Raw genomic sequence first — 19,399 nt, forward strand, 5'->3', positions numbered from 1 at the left:
ATGATTATTAAAGAGCTGGCTTGTTCTACACTACTTGTACTGACTTTTGTGTCGGCTTATTCCTTTGGTGATGATACTGAATTGTATGTAAAAGAGTCGACGACTCGAACTGGCGCAAGACCGAAAGTACTTGTCATATTTGATAACTCGGGAAGTATGTCGACTGAAGAAATTACTCAGGTTGTAGATTATGACCCTAACTATGACTACCCAGCTGTAAGTGGTTCTGGGTATAGTGATACTCTTATTTATTATGCTGTTGGCGGTGGAGGATTACCCACCCCTGATACTAGCTCTGATAAGCGTTATTTTAAAGCAAGTTTAAATGGATGTAGTCAAAGCAAAGCTGCATTAGCAGAGTTTGGTCGTTTTACGGGGTATATAAGGGAGTTCACATCAAGTGGTACTACTGGTGTTTGGAAAGAACTGCCTGAAACAGATGGACGTAATATTTCCGTAATAGATTGTTGGGAAGATATTTCTCAAGTAGATCCTAATAACTCATCTTCTTACTATGATGGATTTCCAGCAAATGGATTAACTACTGGATCTGGTAGGAAAAAAAAGGCATATCCATATTTTATTTCATCCTCCCCCAGCAGCACATGGGCTGATGCTTTAGCCGCAGCGAAAAATACGGACTTTGGCGTTGGGCAGCCAGTAACTTTTTACGCTGACAACTATTTAAGATGGTATTGGTTATCTAAAGCAGGGAAATTACCAACAGTAAAAGTTTCAAGACTAGAAATTGCGAAGAAAGCGATTTCTAATATTATTAGTTCAACTCCAACAGTGGATTTTGGACTTGCTGTATTTAACTATAATTATCCAAATGAAGGCAACCGAGACGGTGGTCGAATTGTCTCTGGCATTACTCAGATGACAGATAGTACGCGTGAAAGTCTACTAATTACAATTGATAATTTGTTGGCAAAAACAAATACACCACTATGTGAGACTATGTATGAAGCTTACCGTTACTTTGCAGGTAAGGGAGTTAAATATGGTCATGGTGATACTGATTATGGCTCGTATGTAGGAAATAAGCCGCCTTATGATAGTTTAGTGGAGAAGGGGGGGGGCTACGAGAGTCCATTTAAAGTATGCACGGATATTGCTTATGTTATTTATGTCACTGATGGCGCACCTACCGTTGATAAAAGTGCTAATAATGATGTTATAAGCTTAACCTCAACAGGAAGTAAAGATGGAGATTATTCTTCATTTTCTAAAAATTTAGATACGGCAAGTTATTTACCAGCCTTGGCTAGTTATATGTTTAATAATGATTTAATCAATAAGCTGGATAGCTCAAATACTGAGCAAATGCAAAATGTTCGGACTTATACTATTGGTTTTAGTAAAGGTGCAGAAGATGCCGCGCCTTTACTCGCTGAGACAGCAAAAAGAGGTGGTGGTTTATATTTTGCAGCTCAGAACAGTATTGAACTACAGAATGCTCTGAATGATGCTTTATCGAATATTTTGAATATTGATTCAAGCTTCACCTCTCCTAGTATTGCCAGCAATAACTTCGACCGAACTCAGACATTTGACGCAGCTTATTATGCGATGTTTTTACCTGGCAAAGGACCTCGTTGGAGTGGTAATTTAAAAAAATTAAAAGTGACAGCTGATGGAACACTGGTTGATAGTAAAGGTAGTGCCGCTATCGCCGATAACGGGAATATTAAAGATGGCGCCTGTACTATATGGTCAAACTGCGATGCGCAAAAGGACGGTAATAAAGTTGAGGTAGGAGGCGTTGCAGCGCAAATAAGGACACAATCGGTAAGAAAAATTGTAAGTGACTTAGGGGTTGGGTCAAGTTTAACGCCATTAACGCTGGCTAATGCACAAAGTGCGGCAGGTGGTGATGCCGCGTTAGCTAGTTACATGAGAACTAGTGTAGATGAGCTTGCAAATACATTCGATTGGCTTAAAGGGATAGATGTTGATGACGATAACAAAGATGGTAGCACGACGGATAAACGTAATGATGTTATGGGGGATCCACTTCACTCTAAGCCGCTAGCTCTTAATTTTGGTTCGTCTACAGCAACTGATATTCGTATTATGCTAGGCACTAATCAAGGTGTTTTGCATATGTTTAAAGACGAGGGAGACTCTGTATCAGAAACTTGGGGATTTATTCCCTATGAATTATTGCCTAATTTAACAGAACTAAGGAGTAATGATCCTTCAGGTGTGCACACTGTATATGGGATGGATTCATCACCTGTCGCTTACACTGAGACGGATGCTACAGGTAAAGTGATTAAAGCATGGGTTTATGTCGGCATGCGTCGAGGAGGTTCGTCTTATTATGCCCTTAATGTGACAAATCCTGACAGTCCTACTTTAATGTGGTCGATTAATCCTTCAACCGAAGGTTTTTCAGATCTTGGACAAACATGGTCTGAACCAATAGTGACAAAAATAGTCGGTTATGAAAAGCCTGTACTCATTTTTGGTGGTGGCTATGATACAAGCTTTGATGCCATTCCTTCATCTGCTTCGGCTGGCCGTGCAGTGTATATTGTCGATGCAGAGAAGGGGACTTTGATTCATTCATTTGGCGGTTCTGCCGCTGGTGCAACAGTACTTTCTGATATTCAGGATAGTATTCCAAACTCAGTCGCGATACTTGATAGTAATAATGATGGTTACACTGATCGAATTTATGCAACTGACGTTGGTGGTAATGTTTGGCGTATGGATTTGCCCAGTGCTAGCAAGAGTAGTTGGACCGCATTTAAATTTGCAGCGCTAGGTGGGAGTAATAACGACAATAGACGCTTTTTTGCCGAGCCCGTGGTTGCACAAACAATGTTTACTAACCTCGCTGAAGTTAAGGTTACTACTGGTACTGGAACGACAACTACCAAAACCTACCAAAATGTTCCTTATGATGCAGTTGTAATAGGCAGTGGTGCCAGACCTCATCCTTCTAGTACTACAGTGAATGATATGTTTTTCACGTTGCAGGATAGGAATGTGGTGACTAAAAGTTTTACTGGCAGTGATATTCCAAGCGTGATTACTATCAATGATCTTTATGATGTGTCTTCTAGCGCACCAGTTTCGGAGACTGATAATATTAGCTTTGGCAAAAAACTAGGCTGGTTTTATGATTTTTCTGGGTTAGGAGAGAAGAGCTTAACTGCCGCCTTAATTGTGCAAGGGAAGGTATATTTCACCTCTTACTCACCACCTGCAGATTCAGTTGCCGAAAACGTCTGTGTAGTTTCTGGATCGGGAAAGCTCTATGTATTTGATCTTCATAAGGGAACAAGAACCTTCTCCCAGTTGTATTTTGAGCTTGGTGAGCGAGTACCCGATACACCTCAAATTGTTATCCCTGCACCAGAAACGGGTAAGGATCCTTACATTTATATTATTGGAGTGGGTAAGGGTGAGAAAAACAAAGATGGTGAATATAGTGGAACGATAAATGTGGCCTCTGGTTTAGGGGTGAATAAAATTTATTATCATATAAATGAATGAGTTGTTAATTTATGAAGGTTCAATGTAAAGGTTTTACACTAATTGAAGTTATGATAACGGTTGTTATTATCGGAATCTTAGCTGCTATTGCTTACCCATCCTACACTCAATACATAGCATTGAGTGCTAGGTCGGAAGGATTGGCTGCATTAATGCGTATTGCAAATTTACAAGAGCAGTATTACTTAGATAATCGTGTCTATGCAACTGATTTAACTAAATTAGTTGGCGCAAATCCTTATGTGACAGAGCATCAGCACTACTCAGTGACATCAAGTGGGACGTCTAGCTTTACGATTAAGGCTGTTGCTCAGGGCGTTCAGGCTAGCCGTGATGCTTCTTGCTCTCCTTTAACAATATCAGATACTGGGGCAAAAGGTCCGAGTGCGGAGTGTTGGAAATGAAATTAGTGAACCTCGTTATCGTAGCCGTTTTATTGCCTAACTTAGTTTGGGCAGATACTAGCGTTACTGTCAGCGAACAGGACTTTAAATGCTATATTACTTCTAAAAAAAGTGCTGAGATAGCCTTTTATCGTTGGAAGACTAGTGAAATGAATTTAAGAATGGCGAGCCTTGTTGGCACTATTCATCAATCAAATGATGGCTCTAAATATTACATCCATAGTGCGGAAGAGTGTGTCGCATTAAACGCTGAATTTACTAATACGAAGGCGCAAGTGTTGGATAAGTTAACACCTAGATAGACATGGGGATGTCTTCTTAAATGTTAACAACAAACGATTTAAGGATGATAATATTTTTGGGTAGTGAACGGTAGATTTAGTCTCCCTTAGTTTATGTGCAGCTTTGCCCATCTGCGCCTTCTTTTATCAAACCTGAAGTACTAATCTTAAGGCTTTTAGAACCGTCACTTTTCCCGTTTGAACAATAAATTATTGATGTTTCGACTGATACTAAGCCATCTGGTGTGAAGTCCACTTTTTTATCAGCTGGCCCCGATAGTGAAATGACATCATGTTCATTAAAACTATCAATTACTTTCAGTACGTTTTTTGCCCCTCCATTTTCTATATAAACACTGAATCCTTTATTCCAGTCAGTACCGCATGGAGATGCAGCGTATGGGCAAACAGTAACCGTAGCACCATAGTTAACAGCTTGATTTCTTGCAAAGGCAAACACATCGCTAATTTTTCTAATTTCATTAGTGCTGCGTGTCCCTTCGTATAGTGACGTAAGCGATGGAACGCCTATTGTTAATAAAATTGCCGCTACAGCGATCGTTACCATCAGTTCTACTAATGTGAACCCTTTTGAGATGACTAACATATAGGTATCCTCGTTTAAACTTAACTAAGTATATGCGAGGAGAGTACTAATGGTCAGCACCTATTCTATATTTTCAATATAACCAATAAGTTGTTGTTCAAGCTTTTATATAATTGAACTTGTGTTAAAACAGAAATACACCTATTAATTTAATCGCAACTGATATTTTTAGCCGTAGAAAACCGAATCCTACCAGCCTGGTTAACAACAATAGCACGGGAGTTTTTGCTATCTACGGTCCGTGGACAGTATTTGAAAGTCCCATTACTTCCTGAAGCTAATCCATCTGGTTGAAATTTTATCGAGCTTTTGTTGTATTTTAAAAAGTCTTTGGTATCAAACTCATCAATAATACTAATGACTTTGTCGTTAGTATCTAAGGTTTCTACCGTATCCGAATCTATGAATACAGTTAATCCTTTCTGCCAATTTTGAGTGCATTTCCCATCTACGAGTGGGCAAACAGTAACTCTATACCCATAACTAATCGCCGTATTTCGAGCCAACATGAGTGTTTGTTGTATAGTCCTGATATTGGAATTTGCTCTTATTTGATCGCTGAGATCCGTAAAGGATGGTGTACCCACAGTGAACAAGATGGTTGAAATCGATAGCGTAGTGATAAGTTCTATTAGGCTAAAGCCTTTTTGATGAGTTTTCATAACAAATCCTTGTTATTTTGCGCTTGCATCCCGCGAGCGAGTGTTTGTTTTGGCTAGAATGTAATTATAAAATCTTACGTAACTGTTGTAGTGCTTTTTTTAGACTATTACGTGCTAAAAGCGATTTTGTAGAAACTGTGTTTTATGAGTAAAGCACTACATTCTCTTCAATATTAACCTAACCCCGTGTAAGCTAGTGTTATTCTGTTTGTTTATGTTATTGCAAGGGACGAGGAATTTTTAATGAAAAAAGTTGAAGCCATTATTAAGCCATTTAAATTAGATGATGTGCGCGAATCACTTGCAGAAATTGGTATTACTGGAATGACGGTGCTTGAGGTCAAGGGCTTTGGTCGCCAGAAAGGGCATACAGAGCTGTATCGTGGTGCTGAATACATGGTGGACTTTCTGCCAAAAGTGAAAATAGAGTTAGTTATCCAGGACGATCTGCTCGATCAAGCAATTGATGTGATCGTTGAAACTGCCCGCACCGGCAAAATTGGTGATGGCAAAATTTTTGTCACTGATGTTGAACGTGTTATCCGTATTCGAACGGGTGAAGAAAACGAAGAAGCGGTATAAACTGCTGACTAACGAATCTAAGGGCCTGTGGCCCTTTTTTGTTGGTTAAGCTGATGGAAGTACTGCTGAGTTTCTGAAATATCTTTAATGCAAAATCGTTAGTTTTACTGAACTAATGTAGTTATCTCTTATCTGTAACATGGTATAACTGAGCCTCGCAAATGAGTTTTATGAGGTTGTCATTTTGGCTACAAAAAGAATAGTGATCGTGGGTGGTGGTGCTGCAGGTTTAGCACTTGCCTCTAAGTTGGGCCGTAAATGGGGCGGTAGTGATGTCGTCGATGTGTGCTTAATTGACCGAAGTCCTATTCATATTTGGAAGCCTAAATTACACGAAGTTGCTGTTGGCGTGATCGACCAATCTATTGAAGGTTTACTCTACCGCGATCACGGGCTTAAAAATGGTTACCGCTATATTCGTGGTGAGATAGAGCAGTGCGACCCTGACGCAAAATCGATTCAGTTAGCCGCCGTCTATAATGATGAAGGCGAGATACTGTTAGAACAGCGACAAATCGATTATGATTTTTTAGTCCTCGCACTTGGTGGTGTTTCTAATAGTTTCAATACATTAGGAGCTGATGAACACTGCATCTTCTTAGATAGCCTTGAAAATGCTAACCTATTCCATCATAAATTACTCGACGCATTACTCCAATTAAACGAAACACAAGAAAGAGTCAGTATTGGCATTGTTGGTGCTGGTGCGACCGGTGTTGAATTAGCGGCAGAACTTCATCATGTGATTGAATCTGTTAAAGAGTATGGCTATCTAAATATTGCTAAACATCACCTTGATGTGCATTTGATTGAAGCATCACCCAAAATTCTCCCCCAATTACCTGAGCGTGTGAGCGCTAGGGCGCAGGCAGTTCTTGATAAGATAGGTATACGTTTACATATCGGTGTTCAAGTTAAAGAAGTGACTCGTGATGGTTTTATTACCCAAGATGGGGATGTGATTAAAGCGGGCTTAAAAGTCTGGGCGGCTGGTGTAAAAGGGCCAAAAGCGTTTCAGAACTTTACAAAATTGCCCATTACGCCGCGAAATCAAGTTGAAGTTGATGACTGCATGCGAGTTAAGGGCCATCAAGATATTTACGCCCTTGGCGATTGCGCTCTATTGATCCAAAGTTCTGGTCAGCCTGTTCCACCAAGGGCGCAAGCTGCGGCACAGATGGCTGATACCTTGTTTGATAATATCGTTAATCGATTACAAGGTAAGCCTGAAAAGGCCTTTATTTATAAAGATTACGGCTCATTAGTGTCTTTAAGCCGCTTCTCTGCAGTAGGCAATTTGATGGGGAACCTACGCTCTGGCACTTTCTTTGTTGAAGGGCATATAGCAAGATTGATGTATATCTCATTGTATCAGAGGCATTTAGCCAGCCTTTATGGTTGGTTTTCGGCAATAGTGTATCGAGTAGCACAAAAGTTATTGAGGTGGCAGCGTCCAAAGCTCAAATTACATTGATTTCTATGTAATGTGTCCCGTCCTAAGATAGGTTGACAGTTTCTAGGCCAGCTCCAGTAGCTGGCCTTTTCTATTATGCACCTGATTGGGTGTTTCCATATCCAAACTCAGATGCGGTCTCATTTCGTTGTATATCGCTATTGATTCTCTAACAAGTCTCTTCAGCTCTTCCAGCGTTTTACACCGGTAGAGTAAAAACTCCTGCTTCAGGATCCCGTTTACTCGTTCTGCTAACGCATTTTGATAGCAATCATAACCGTCTGTCATTGACGGCTGAATATGATTGGCCTGCAGTTCATCTTGATAAACGGCTGAGCAGTATTGCGAACCTCGGTCTGAGTGATGGACCGCATTAGCGCTATAGCGCTTATCTTTGACCGCCATTTTCAGTGCTTTCACTACGCTTTCTGCTTTCATGTCCGTACTCAAGTGATGACCGACTATCTTACGTGACGCGGCATCGGTCACCAGTGACAAATAGTGCACGCCTTGGTCTGATTCGAGATAGGTAATATCGCTGACCAGTACATGCTCGGCATCGTGTAGTCCCTCTTCCTTCAGCAGGTTGGGATGCTTCTTCATCCAATGCTTGCTGAATGTCGTTTTTGTGAAGCTTCTCTTGGGCTTAACTAGCAAGCCTTCACTTCTCAAGTAGGTAAAGAACCCGTCTCGCCCGAGTTTGATATCATGTTCAACCAGCTTAGGCTGTATCAAAGTATAGAGCTTACGCGTCCCCAATCGTGGCATATAGTTACGCCAATATTGGACCCAGTCTTTGATAACCGATAGCTCAGCGCTTCGGTTCGCCATTCGGGCGACAGCCTGATAAATACCTTGCCGTGAAATACCGACGGCGCGACACGCAACGGCAAGGTTTATTTTGCTTTGGGTTTTGGCTTGCCAGAGATACCGGATAAGTACTTTTTTCTGAGGCCGGCTCCGTATTCATTGTCCATGATATCGACCATACCATTGAGAATTTGGTTACGCAGTTTCGCTTCGGCTAACTCACGCTCAAGGCGCTTGATAGTTTCGGCTGGGGTTTCTTTTGAATGAGGCATAAGGGGATGCTGAAAGGGTTTCGACCAATCGAGTTTACCATGCTTTCTCAGCCAGACGAGTACTGTTGTTTTACCCTGAATGCCAAAACGAGTCTGCGCTTGCTTGTAAGTCATTTCGCCTTTTTCAACACGTTCAACAACGCCTAATTTAAAAGCTAAGGTGTAATCGCGTTGAGTACGCTTACGGCTTGAGTTACTTGATGTTGTCATAAAGAAGTCCTCTTTATGTCAACGTATTTCAGGACGGGACAATGTAGGGTAAAAAAGAGAGCAAATATGCTCTCTTTTTTTATGGTTTAGGAATTGCTGATGAGTCACGAATGATAGGTTCAGGTGTAAAGGTCTTAGAATATATTGCATCCTGCTCGCGACGTTTTGCGATTAATAATTCCGTTGCGACTTGCGCTATTTCTGCGTTTGGCTGATGTACTGTGGTGAGTTTAGGCCAGGTTTGACGTGAGAATGGGCTATCTTCGAAACCGACAATCGATAAGTCTACAGGGATATCTAAACCCGCTAAACGAGCAGCAAAAAGTGCACCAGCGGCAATTTCATCGTTACAAGCCACAATCGCAGTCGGACGATGTTTTAGTTTAATAAGCTTATTCGCACCGTCAACACCAGACTCAAATGAGTACTTCCCTTCAATTATGTAGTTTTCATTCAGTTTTAGGCCATTTATTGTTAATGCTTGTTTAAAACCAAGTAACCGTTCTTTGGTGGATTCATGGTGTAAATCCCCACTTAAAAACGCAATATGCTTGTGGCCTAAGTCAATCAGATGCTGGGTGATTTCAACTGCACCAAATTTATCGTTGACTAAAATAGTCAATCCATTCTGATCGTTGTCCTTTTCACCTGCAATAATGCGCACATAGTTAGCATCAATCTCAGTAAGCGCTTTGAGTACTTTCGGATCTTCTGACAAGGGAGGCGTCAGTACTAATCCCGCTAGCCTAGAATATTTGACTAGTGCTGTAAGCTCATCATAAATGGTCTCTGATTTGGCATTGCAAGGGTGGATGACAAGTTCATAGCCCTTGTCTTTACAGGCTGCCAAGATCCCATTTTGCATATCAATAATGTAGTAAGCGTTTGGATTATCGTAAATAAAACCAATAGCATAGGATTTAGTACCCGCGAGGTTTCTCGCCGCTAAATTCGGTTGGTAGTTAAGCGCTTTTATCGCCTCGTTCACTTTGTCAACTGTGGCCTGCTTTACTGAAGGTTCGTTATTGGTGACACGGGATACTGTCTTGATAGACACTCCAGCATATTTAGCTACGTCGTTGATAGTGACTTTCATTGATGTAAAAACTCTTTGTCTAAGGTCGCGAAGGGTTAACTATTCTATGAACGTAAATTCTTTACCAGCAATTTACAAGCTTACATTTTTATCAGTATTTTCTTACTTATGCGTCTTATAGTGCGAGCTTTTGATGTGCTTAGCAATCCTGAATTGTTACAAATTGGCGTTAATTTATCGTTGTTACAATTATGCTTGGAGTTGTAAATTTACGTCATAATATTAAAGCTCATGTTTTATAATGATTTTTAATAAAATTACTGATTCAAAATTCTGCTTTATGACATTTTTTTGCTTCCATCGTTATTTTGTTGTGGCAAGGCTGTTAATTATTGTGTAATGTTTGCACTAGACATGACAGCGTTGTCATTCCGCAAGGAATGGTTATGAATACTAAAACGATAATAAAGTTATGGAAGGGAAACGAGATGCGACCATCAATCTTTAAGAAAACTGTACTAGCAACAAATATTGCTATCCTACTCGGCAGTGCTGTATCCATCAGCGCTGTCGCTGCAGATGCCGCGGCAACCAGCGCAGCGCCTGAAAATATTGAAAAAATTGAAGTTCGCGGTATTCGCGCTTCAAATAAAGCCAATATCAATGAAAAACGATTTTCTAACGCAGTAGTGGATGCTGTTACTGCGGAAGATATTGGTAAATTTCCTGATTCTGATGTCGGCCAAGCTCTCGGTCGTGTCCCAGGCGTAACTGTGGGTCGTACATTTGGGCAAGGTAGTTCAGTTTCTATCCGTGGTACAGATCCTTTAATGACTCTGACCACCTTAAATGGCCAGAACGTAGCGTCTACTGGTTGGTACGATCAAATGAACGTCGACCGTTCGTTCAACTATTCTATGTTACCTTCTGAACTGATTGGTGGCATGGAAGTGTACAAGTCCACTCAAGCCAATCTTGTTGAAGGTGGTATCGGTGGTACTGTTATCGTTAAAACCCGTAAACCTCTGGATATGGACGCTAATTCTGTATTTGTTTCTGCAAAGGGAGAATACGGCTCAGTAAATGAAGACATTTCACCTGAATTATCTGGTTTGTATAGCTGGAAAAATGACGACGAAACATTTGGTGTTTTAGTTGCGGGTTCATATATTGACCGTGAGTATTTACGGACTGGTACTGAAGCGGATTTAGATTGGGGTGGACGTTCTTCTGTTCAGCCATCTAGTTTCTTGCAGCAGCAAGAGCGCACTGCGCTAGATGCAACATTACAATTCCGACCAACGGATAATTTAGAATTTGGTGCCCACATACTATCACTGAAACTCGGTGCCGATAGTATTGGCGCTAACATGTATATTGAAACCGATACAAACTGGGCAGGCTCTCCTACTGATGGCACTGCTGGACCAGGGAACACAACTAATCCGTCTGCATGTAAACAATTCAATGCAGCAGGTGTTTGTACGTTAAGTGTCACTCCTGAAAATGCGCCATCAGATGTGTTCTTCCAAAACTGGGCGCGTAAAGGTGAGATGACGTCAGATACCTTTGAGTTGAACGCTGACTATAAAGGTGATGGTTTCGCGATTTCAGGCGTTGCAGGAAAGACAAAAGCTGAAGGCGGTACTCAAATGAGTGCTAACTTTGGTTATGGTTGGTGGGGTGATAAGTTTGGTCAGGTTAAGTGGGCAGGTACTGTTGATGCTACTGGTAAACAAGTAGATATTAATGGTCGTGATATGGGCTTTACCCAAGACCAACTGGATACAACTGTTGGAACATCAACTTGGACGGGGATTAAAGGACCTAACTCTGATGAAGAAACTTACCTTCAATTAGATGTTGATTTTGACCTTGACCTAGGTGTTATCAATAAGTTTGAAACAGGTGTTCGTTACACACAACATGAGTTCGAGAAGAGCGAATACCGCGCCATCTATGATCCAACCAAAACAAATGAATTTAAAACTTCTGATCTTTACAGTGGCACAATGAAGTTAGGTTATGACGGTTGGACGATTCCTAAAGCTGACCTAGACGCTATGATTAATGCCACAGAGTCTCTGGTTGATCAATTTGCCTATAGCCGCTCTGCTTATGGTTTGATCGAAGAAGATAACCTATCTATGTATGGCATGTTCTCGTTTGATGGTGAAGGTTTCCGCGGTAACTTTGGCTTACGTTATATCCAAACTGATGTCACTTCGAGCGGTCATGTGATTGATAACTCACCAGCGGATATTTTAGCTGTTAACCAAGGTTGGAGTGAAGAGCTTCATAGCGTTAAAGACAGCTATAGTGATGTCTTACCTAGCTTTAATATTTCATTCGATTTAGCGCAGGATTTGATCTTACGTATGTCCGCAGGACAAGCGATCACTCGTCCTAACTATGATAATTTATTCTTATCAGTTTCGACTGGTTATCCTGATGACAGAAAAGGCAATGAAGAGATTACTTATGGTAATCCAGGTTTACAACCAATGAAGTCTTCTCAGGCGGATTTAAGCCTTGAATACTACTATGGTGATGGTAACTTAGTTTCTGCTACATACTTTATTAAAGATATCAGTAACTTTATCGTTGCAACTACTAAGTATAATCAGCAAATTGGCGTAATTAATAATGATTTAGCGGTACCAGCTGATAACTGGACGGTTAATAATTATGAAAATGCTGGTGGTGGTGAGATAGATGGTGTCGAACTGCAGTTAAACCATGCATTTGATAACGGTTTCGGTGTTAATGCGAACTATACATATGCAGATGGTAGTGCACCTTCAGAAGTTTATACTGACAACATAGGTATGTTTACTGAGTCATCAAAGCATAGTGCTAACTTAGTCGGCTACTGGGAGAATGATGATTTCTCAGCACGTGCCGCTTATAACTGGCGTTCTGAGTACATGGTTCGTGAATATGGTAAGTATTACGGCAACCGTATGCATGATGCCTTTGGTACACTCGATGTGACTTTAGGTTGGAATGTGACAGAAGCTATTGCATTACGTCTTGAAATTGTTAACTTAACAGCTGAAGATGACGTTCAATATGGTGCTGCCGGCGTAGGTACTGAAGTTAAGCCTGCGCTTCAAGATGATTTCCCTGCTTGGTCATTTAAAGGCGAAACTACATATAAACTTGGTGCTAGCTTTGTATTCTAACACTTTGTTGTAATTCAAAAGCCCAGTCTTGACTGGGCTTTTTTATAGGTAAACAAACACTATGAAAATCAAACGTATTGCAATTATAGGGGGCGGAACAGCTGGATGGTTAGCTGCAAATCACCTTGGGGCTGAGTTGTGCCATGATCCTGAAATAGAGATTACTTTGATTGAGTCGTTAGATGTGCCAACAATCGGTGTAGGTGAAGGAAGTGTTCCATATCTAGCGAAGGGATTGAAGCGGTTTGGCATTTCCGAAGCAGAGCTATTGCTGACTTGCGATGCGACTTTTAAGCAAGGAATCAAGTTTGTTAATTGGCTCGATAAAAATGTGCATGGAGACAACCATTACTATCATGCTTTCGATGCCCCTTACCCTGCAGGTATTGATGTCTCAAGTTACTGGGTTTCTCACGCGAGTCAACGTCCATTTGATGATGTTGGCATTCAGGCAAGGATCTGTGACTTAGGTTTATCCCCTAAGCGTAAAGGCTCGGGAGACTATGATGGGGCCTTATCTTATGCCTACCATTTTAATGCATTAAAGTTTGCTGGGTTATTGGCAAAGAACGCACAAAAAAAGTTTAATGTTAAGCATCAATTTGCCACCATTGTAGGAGTTGAACAGGATCAAGTTGGACTAATTTCACATTTAATCACTGCTGACAATTCATCGTTAGCTTTTGATTTTTATGTGGATTGCAGTGGTTTTTCTTCAATCCTAATTGATAAAGCACTGAAAGTTCCTTTTGAAAGTAAATCAAGCGAGTTACTGACGGATACTGTTTTAGTGCAGCAAGTGTCTTTGAATGCTAAAGAAAATATCAATCCCTATACAACTGCGACGGCTCATAAGGCAGGTTGGATATGGGATATTCCACTCACTACGCGTCGTGGAACTGGCTTTGTTTACTCAAGTCGGCACATGAGTGATGAGGAAGCTTTAACGTTATATGCCGATTACTTACAAGTCGATAAAGCTCAATTCAAGCCGCGGAAAATTCCAATGGAGATTGGTTATAGGAAGGAGTTCTGGCATAAAAACTGTGTTGCTTTAGGATTGGCCCAAGGCTTTGTTGAGCCTCTTGAGGCGACATCTATATTAGTTTCCGATTTTTCTGCTGAACTGTTAGCTCGTCATTTTCCTCGAACTATAGAAGATATTAGCGTCTCGACTTCATATTATAATAGTGTTATTACGTATGTTTGGGAGCGTGTTGTTGACTTCATTAAGTTGCACTATTGTATTTCTGACCGGAAAGATTCATCATTTTGGTTAGAGAATCAAAAAGAGGATACTATTTCATTTGAGTTAAAACAGCGCTTAGCTAGATTCAAATTACGTCCTCCGCATCAGTCTGACTTTTTTAGTCGTTTTGATTTATTTGATCATAAGAATTTTTTATATGTTTTATATGGAATGAAATTTAAAACAAATCATTCAGTTTTATCTCAGCAAGAAATTAAACATTGTGAGACACTTTTCTCTGATAATGACCTCTTAGTAGGGCGAGCTGAAACGTTACTCTTAAATCATAGAGAATGGTTGGAAGGATTAATGCGCGCTGTTGAAAGTAAGACGCTTAAGTTGTAAGTCGATAGTAATGAGGATGTTAAATGTTAGTGCCTGTATTTGAACAAGCTATTTGTGTGTTTGATTTCGAAGAATATGATAGTTTTGAGGGGAAACGCGAATCATACAGTACACTTGAATCGCTGTTTTCACTTCCTGATGTGATCAATGAAGGGAACGTTCCTGATGCGAAAGGAGGACGGGCATTATCAACTGCACATCTTTATAAAACCCATCCAATTCCACAATTATTAAACTTCAAAACTAACCCTTTAGGGGATTGGATTCTGAGACGTATATTTGAATCCGCTATTTTATTGGGGTTCCATAATACTCGTGATGTAAAGAAGCTTAAGTATCACCGAACTTGGGCGAATAGGATGGAGTATAATTGTGATGCCATTGCCCATAGGCATGCCAATAACGACTGGACTATTCCTCATTTAGTTGCAATATATTATACCGATGTACCAGATGAAAGTGCTGACTTGGTTTTTATTAATGATAAAGATAACAGCATTATGCGGGGGAATCATTGTCACGAATATCCGGCTGAGAAACAATATCTTGTCAAATCAAAAACAGGTCGACTTGTTTGTCATGACGCAAGATTTTTACATGGAACAACTGTACACAAGAGCCACTTACCACGTACATGCTTAGTTATTGAAGTTGGCTTTCCACCATTAAATAAATAACTACGTAATCAAACTTTATTTTAGTTTATTATTTCAGAAAGTAGTATTTAAAATAATGTAATTAAATTCTATTTGTAGGCATAGTGCTTTTTATTTAGTCTCATCGTCTATTTTAACTTTGTAGCATAAAAAATGTTACAGCATAACAACCCCCGTCAAAATGATCCAAATGGAGAAAAAGAGTTTTAATACTTTTACTGGGAGATATAGCGCTAATTTGCGAGCGAGTAATCCTCCGATAACTGCACCTGGGCCTGCGAATAACACTAGCTCAAAGAGGGCATGGCTATTTGTTGAAAAAATATGAATAGGGCTTGCCGACCAAACTGTAATTGCAGAGACAATGACACCGGTGGCGACCGCCATTTTGGCGCATAGTCCCCGTAACATCAGATAAATGACGACTAATTCACCGACGCCTACCGATAACCAAGCTGTGATAATGCCGCCGAAATAGCCAATGAGAGCGAGCCAAAGAAAATCGACTGGCATTATAGCGCGAGTTATTGGCGTGCTACTTTTGCTACTAATAACGATGGCGATACCGAGTACAATCGAGAAGATGCTGAAACTTGTGTGTAGCGAAGATGGGGAGTTGAGCTGTAGTAATTGGCTGCTCCAGAAACCTAATACTGAAAAGAAGGCGGTAAGTAATGCTGCTTTCACAAAACCAGACCAGGCTGCATCTTCCCGGTGGCGCTTTTTATAATGCAGTGACCATGAAATCGCGCCTGCTGTCATACCAAAGCATTGGATCATAAATGAAGTCGCAACACTTTGATACTCACTAAAGTTGAGGCTCGAAAAAACGGGAATAAAGATGACGCCACCGCCAGCTCCCGTCGAATTGGCAAATATCGCTCCTGTAATACCCAGAAAAAAAAAGCGGCCATATTCTTGGATAAGATCAAATGGCGAATGAAAATGGCTCGCCCAAAATAACCAAGCTCCACAAAGTAGCAATATCAAACTGAGGTTTCGGTAGTGCCGAGTTAAGCGCGGAGCAGATTGGGTATTACTGGGCACTAATGTGTTAAGGGAACTCATCGATAGCTACCGTGACCTTTGTCATGTTATCGCCATGTTACCAATGAAAGACAGCGTTGTCACATAAGCTTGAATAAATAAATTAAACATTTTAAGTGATTGAATAATAATGGTTAAGTATGTCTGTTCATAAAAAATAACAATAATTGTCAAAAAAATGTAGAAATCCTGTTCTTTCTTGTGTACTTTAACAATGACAGCGCTGTCATCTGCTTGTGTGATACGTTGTTTGTAAGGTCTGCATGAGAGGATGAGGTCTCCTTTTCATGTGTTTGGCAGGAGTATTGCTGTCGGGCGGCGATACGTTTGTCTTTGATATTTTGATAGTCTCTCCCCAGAAACTAGCGTGGGCTGGGTACTGTAAGCAGTGCCCAGCCATTTTTTTAGGGTGTTTTTACAATATGACTTAAATGCCTACCTCAGCATTTGAACGTTAGCGGCATAGATAAATAAAACTCACTGGTAAAAACCAGATAATAAAAAGAGGCTGCAATTTATGGCGATTCATTTAACGGTTGCGATGCGCGTCATTGCGACGGGCATGACGAGTGTCATTCGTTATGTTTTTACACTAACGACCACACTTATCATCACTAAACGAGCAGCTTGCTGGTCACTGTTTATCATGGCTCTGACGGGGCTTTCGACGGCCGCCTTCACAGTGTTTGCCGCCGATACCGCCTCAAGTCATTTTGCAGCTAATTCACATTCAAACTCAAATTCAAACTCAAACTCTAATTCTGGTTCCTCTGAAGCCACTAAGTCTGACGTTTCTCACATTCAGCCACCGATTTCAAAAACAATCGTCACCACCATACAGCAGACTTGGCAGCTAAATTTGCTTAAGGAAGCACTGCGCCGTTCTGATAGCGGCTATCAAGTGCAGCAAATGTCAACTCAGATGAATCAAAAACGCAAGGTCGAAGAAGCACTGGCTGGAACAGTCGATGTGTTTTGGAGTATGACCTCAAAAGAATTAGAAGAAACTGTGCTACCCGTGCGCATTCCATTGTTTAAAGGATTACTCGGTAATCGACTGCTGATTATCCGCAAAGCGGATGAAACGCGATTCGCCAAGGTGAAAACCATGGCGGATTTTAGGCAGTTAAAGGCGGGGCAAAATCGTTATTGGCCCGATGCCACGATTTTAGAAGCCAATGGATTACCCGTCATCACGAGTTATCAGTACACCAATTTATACCCCATGTTAGAAGGCGGGCGTTTCGATTATCTTGCCCTCGGCGCCCAGGAAATTGGTGAAGAACTTGCTAGTCACCCCGATCCCGCACTTAAGGTTGATAGCCATATTCTGCTGCAATATCGCTCGCCGGCTTATTTCTTTGTGTCCCCTAAGCGCCCCGAACTAGCGGTGGCCATTTTAGCTGGGCTTGAAAGTATGGTCAGCGACGGCTCTTTTGATGAGATGTTCAATCGCGAGCTAAAAATTGAGCAACTGTACCGCGAGGCAAAGTTTGAACAAAGGGTCATTATCCGCCTCGATACGCCTGATTTAAGTCCGTTAACGCCAATAGAACGCAAAGAATTATGGTTAGATCTCTTTAGTATGCAAGGTGCAAAATAATGAAAACATTAGCCTTAAAAGTACAGATTGGGTTAGCGGCAGCGATTTTTATGATAGTCAGCGTTTTGTTCGGTGCATCTTACTGGTTGGCGAGCGATAAATTGGCCGCCAGTGAAACTGAGTTTGAAGACAATACCGTCGCCAATTTGCAAGTCACTATGGCGCAACCCATCTTCACCTACGATTATGAACAAATCCAAGCAGTGTTGTCTGTGATGCTTAAATCTGCACAGATTTATCATATCGTCGTGAGCGACCATCGCGGTAAAGTGTTAGCCGAGAGTCAACAGGCTCAAACGGTGGCCGATGAGTATTTGGTAAAACGTGAAATTCACTTTGCTGACCAAGGCAATCCGACGGGCCAATTGGCCATTCAGTTTTCTATGTTGCCAATTCGCGCTCAGTTGTCAGATTTACTCTTAGGTTATTTCTTGCAGGCGCTGTTAATTCTCGGTGGTAGTTTATTTGTTATCTTCATTATCCTTAAACGTTTAGTGATTAATCCACTGGAGAATGTTGTCCGCGCCATGGAAGAAATTGCCAGCGGTGACGGTGATTTATGCCACAGATTACCCGTAGAGAGTCAGGATGAGATTGGTCAGCTTGCCAAGGCATTTAATGGTTTTGTAGAGCAAATTCACGCCACGATTTCCAGAGTGCACGAAACTTCAGGGCAATTACTGGGCGATGCCAAAGCGCTTGGCTCATTGTCGCAAACCAACAATGATCGCGTGCAAACCCAATTAAAAGAAACCGAGGCCGCAGTGACGGCTGTAACTCAGCTAAGTGCCAGTGCTAACGAAGTTGCGATTAATGCCAAGCGCACCGCGGATGCGGCGAGTCAGGCCGATAAAGCGGTCGATGACAGTCAGCGTCAGTTTGATTCGGGATTAGACATTACCCGCAAGCTGGCATCTGAATTAGCTCGCTCGGCATTGTCCGTCTCACAGTTACAGCAAGAAACCCAAAAAATTGATGAAGTGGTTGTGGTGATCAACAGTATTGCCGAGCAAACCAACTTACTGGCGCTTAATGCTGCCATTGAAGCGGCAAGGGCGGGTGAACAAGGGCGCGGCTTTGCTGTGGTTGCCGACGAAGTGCGCACGCTGGCGAGCCGAACCCAACATGCCACCGGTGAAATACAGAAAATGATCCAGCAGGTTCAGAGCCGTGTGGCTGAAACGGTCACTGTGATGCAAGCGAGCCAAGCCCTCTCGACTCAGGGCGTAAACCGCTCGGAAGAAATTAAGTTAGTACTCACTAAAGTGACTGATTTAGTCTCAAATATCAGTAATATGAACATCGAAGTTTCCCATGCGGCGCAGGAACAAACCTGCGTCACCGAAGCGATTTCTCGTACGTTAAATGATCTTGCCAATGTCTCAGGTTCAGCCTCACTCGATAGCGAGCACTTAGCGCACTCGAGCGAGCGACTGTTTCACCAAGGGGAAAGACTGCGGACGTTAGTAACTTCCTTCAGATTGTAGCCA

15 protein-coding genes are annotated in these 19,399 nt (G+C 41.5%); 10 read left to right on the forward strand and 5 right to left on the reverse strand.

Features of this window, described 5'->3' with window-relative positions; translation table 11 throughout:
* The 3 genes from AC5YB3_RS17170 to AC5YB3_RS17180 are packed head-to-tail and all read left to right on the forward strand — an operon-like array spanning position 1 to position 4,213.
* Positions 1 to 3,507 (forward strand): pilus assembly protein, encoded by a 3,507-nt coding sequence (locus AC5YB3_RS17170; RefSeq protein WP_494525796.1) that lies wholly within the window; start codon positions 1 to 3, stop codon positions 3,505 to 3,507.
* 11 nt (positions 3,508 to 3,518) lie between these two features.
* Entirely contained in the window at positions 3,519 to 3,911 is a 393-nt protein-coding gene (locus tag AC5YB3_RS17175; protein WP_494525797.1) for a type IV pilin protein, read from the forward strand.
* Positions 3,908 to 4,213, forward strand: a complete 306-nt coding sequence (locus AC5YB3_RS17180; RefSeq protein ID WP_494525798.1) for a TapY2 family type IVa secretion system protein — start codon at positions 3,908 to 3,910, stop codon at positions 4,211 to 4,213. Before AC5YB3_RS17175 ends, AC5YB3_RS17180 begins: the two co-directional genes overlap by 4 nt.
* Positions 4,214 to 4,304: 91 nt before the next feature.
* Here AC5YB3_RS17180 and AC5YB3_RS17185 read toward each other — a convergent pair whose 3' ends face one another.
* Both AC5YB3_RS17185 and AC5YB3_RS17190 read right to left on the reverse strand, forming a co-directional pair.
* Positions 4,305 to 4,799: a GspH/FimT family pseudopilin gene (locus AC5YB3_RS17185; protein ID WP_494525799.1), complete on the reverse strand. Its 495-nt coding sequence runs from the start codon at positions 4,797 to 4,799 to the stop codon at positions 4,305 to 4,307.
* Between the two features lie 149 nt (positions 4,800 to 4,948).
* Positions 4,949 to 5,461 carry a GspH/FimT family pseudopilin gene (locus AC5YB3_RS17190; protein WP_494525800.1) on the reverse strand — a complete coding sequence of 171 codons (513 nt, stop codon included), beginning with the start codon at positions 5,459 to 5,461 and terminating at the stop codon, positions 4,949 to 4,951.
* Between the two features lie 243 nt (positions 5,462 to 5,704).
* Between AC5YB3_RS17190 and glnB the strand changes: the two genes are divergently transcribed.
* Both glnB and AC5YB3_RS17200 read left to right on the forward strand, forming a co-directional pair.
* Entirely contained in the window at positions 5,705 to 6,043 is a 339-nt protein-coding gene (gene glnB, locus AC5YB3_RS17195; protein WP_028760911.1) for a nitrogen regulatory protein P-II, read from the forward strand.
* Positions 6,044 to 6,227: 184 nt separating this feature from the next.
* Positions 6,228 to 7,517 (forward strand): NAD(P)/FAD-dependent oxidoreductase, encoded by a 1,290-nt coding sequence (locus tag AC5YB3_RS17200; RefSeq protein WP_494525801.1) that lies wholly within the window; start codon positions 6,228 to 6,230, stop codon positions 7,515 to 7,517.
* A 42-nt stretch (positions 7,518 to 7,559) separates the two neighbouring features.
* Here AC5YB3_RS17200 and AC5YB3_RS17205 read toward each other — a convergent pair.
* Positions 7,560 to 8,788, reverse strand: a protein-coding gene (locus AC5YB3_RS17205) for an IS3-like element ISSba4 family transposase (RefSeq protein ID WP_494525802.1) whose coding sequence is annotated in 2 segments (ribosomal slippage) — positions 7,560 to 8,437 and positions 8,437 to 8,788 — 1,230 coding nt in all. Because the reading frame shifts where the segments join, the coding sequence is not laid out codon by codon here.
* Positions 8,789 to 8,867: 79 nt separating this feature from the next.
* Entirely contained in the window at positions 8,868 to 9,884 is a 1,017-nt protein-coding gene (locus tag AC5YB3_RS17210) for a LacI family DNA-binding transcriptional regulator (RefSeq protein ID WP_494525803.1), read from the reverse strand.
* 428 nt (positions 9,885 to 10,312) lie between these two features.
* On the opposite strand from AC5YB3_RS17210, the gene AC5YB3_RS17215 reads away from it, so the two are divergent.
* The 3 genes from AC5YB3_RS17215 to AC5YB3_RS17225 all read left to right on the forward strand — a co-directional run bounded on the left by AC5YB3_RS17215 (position 10,313) and on the right by AC5YB3_RS17225 (position 15,280).
* Positions 10,313 to 13,009 (forward strand): TonB-dependent receptor, encoded by a 2,697-nt coding sequence (locus AC5YB3_RS17215; RefSeq protein WP_494527198.1) that lies wholly within the window; start codon positions 10,313 to 10,315, stop codon positions 13,007 to 13,009.
* A 61-nt stretch (positions 13,010 to 13,070) separates the two neighbouring features.
* Complete coding sequence (locus AC5YB3_RS17220; protein ID WP_494525804.1) at positions 13,071 to 14,603, forward strand: tryptophan halogenase family protein; 1,533 nt, start codon at positions 13,071 to 13,073, stop codon at positions 14,601 to 14,603.
* A gap of 23 nt (positions 14,604 to 14,626) precedes the next feature.
* Entirely contained in the window at positions 14,627 to 15,280 is a 654-nt protein-coding gene (locus AC5YB3_RS17225; RefSeq protein WP_494525805.1) for a putative 2OG-Fe(II) oxygenase, read from the forward strand.
* Positions 15,281 to 15,415: 135 nt separating this feature from the next.
* On the opposite strand, the gene AC5YB3_RS17230 is transcribed toward AC5YB3_RS17225, so the two are convergent.
* Positions 15,416 to 16,327: a sulfite exporter TauE/SafE family protein gene (locus AC5YB3_RS17230; RefSeq protein ID WP_494525806.1), complete on the reverse strand. Its 912-nt coding sequence runs from the start codon at positions 16,325 to 16,327 to the stop codon at positions 15,416 to 15,418.
* Between the two features lie 496 nt (positions 16,328 to 16,823).
* Here AC5YB3_RS17230 and AC5YB3_RS17235 point away from each other — a divergent pair, with 496 nt between their 5' ends.
* Positions 16,824 to 17,909 (forward strand): substrate-binding periplasmic protein, encoded by a 1,086-nt coding sequence (locus AC5YB3_RS17235; RefSeq protein ID WP_494525807.1) that lies wholly within the window; start codon positions 16,824 to 16,826, stop codon positions 17,907 to 17,909.
* Entirely contained in the window at positions 17,909 to 19,396 is a 1,488-nt protein-coding gene (locus tag AC5YB3_RS17240) for a methyl-accepting chemotaxis protein (protein WP_494525808.1), read from the forward strand. Before AC5YB3_RS17235 ends, AC5YB3_RS17240 begins: the two co-directional genes overlap by 1 nt.
* Positions 19,397 to 19,399: the final 3 nt, after the last annotated feature.

Source organism: Shewanella sp. 1311 (genome assembly GCF_059338235.1).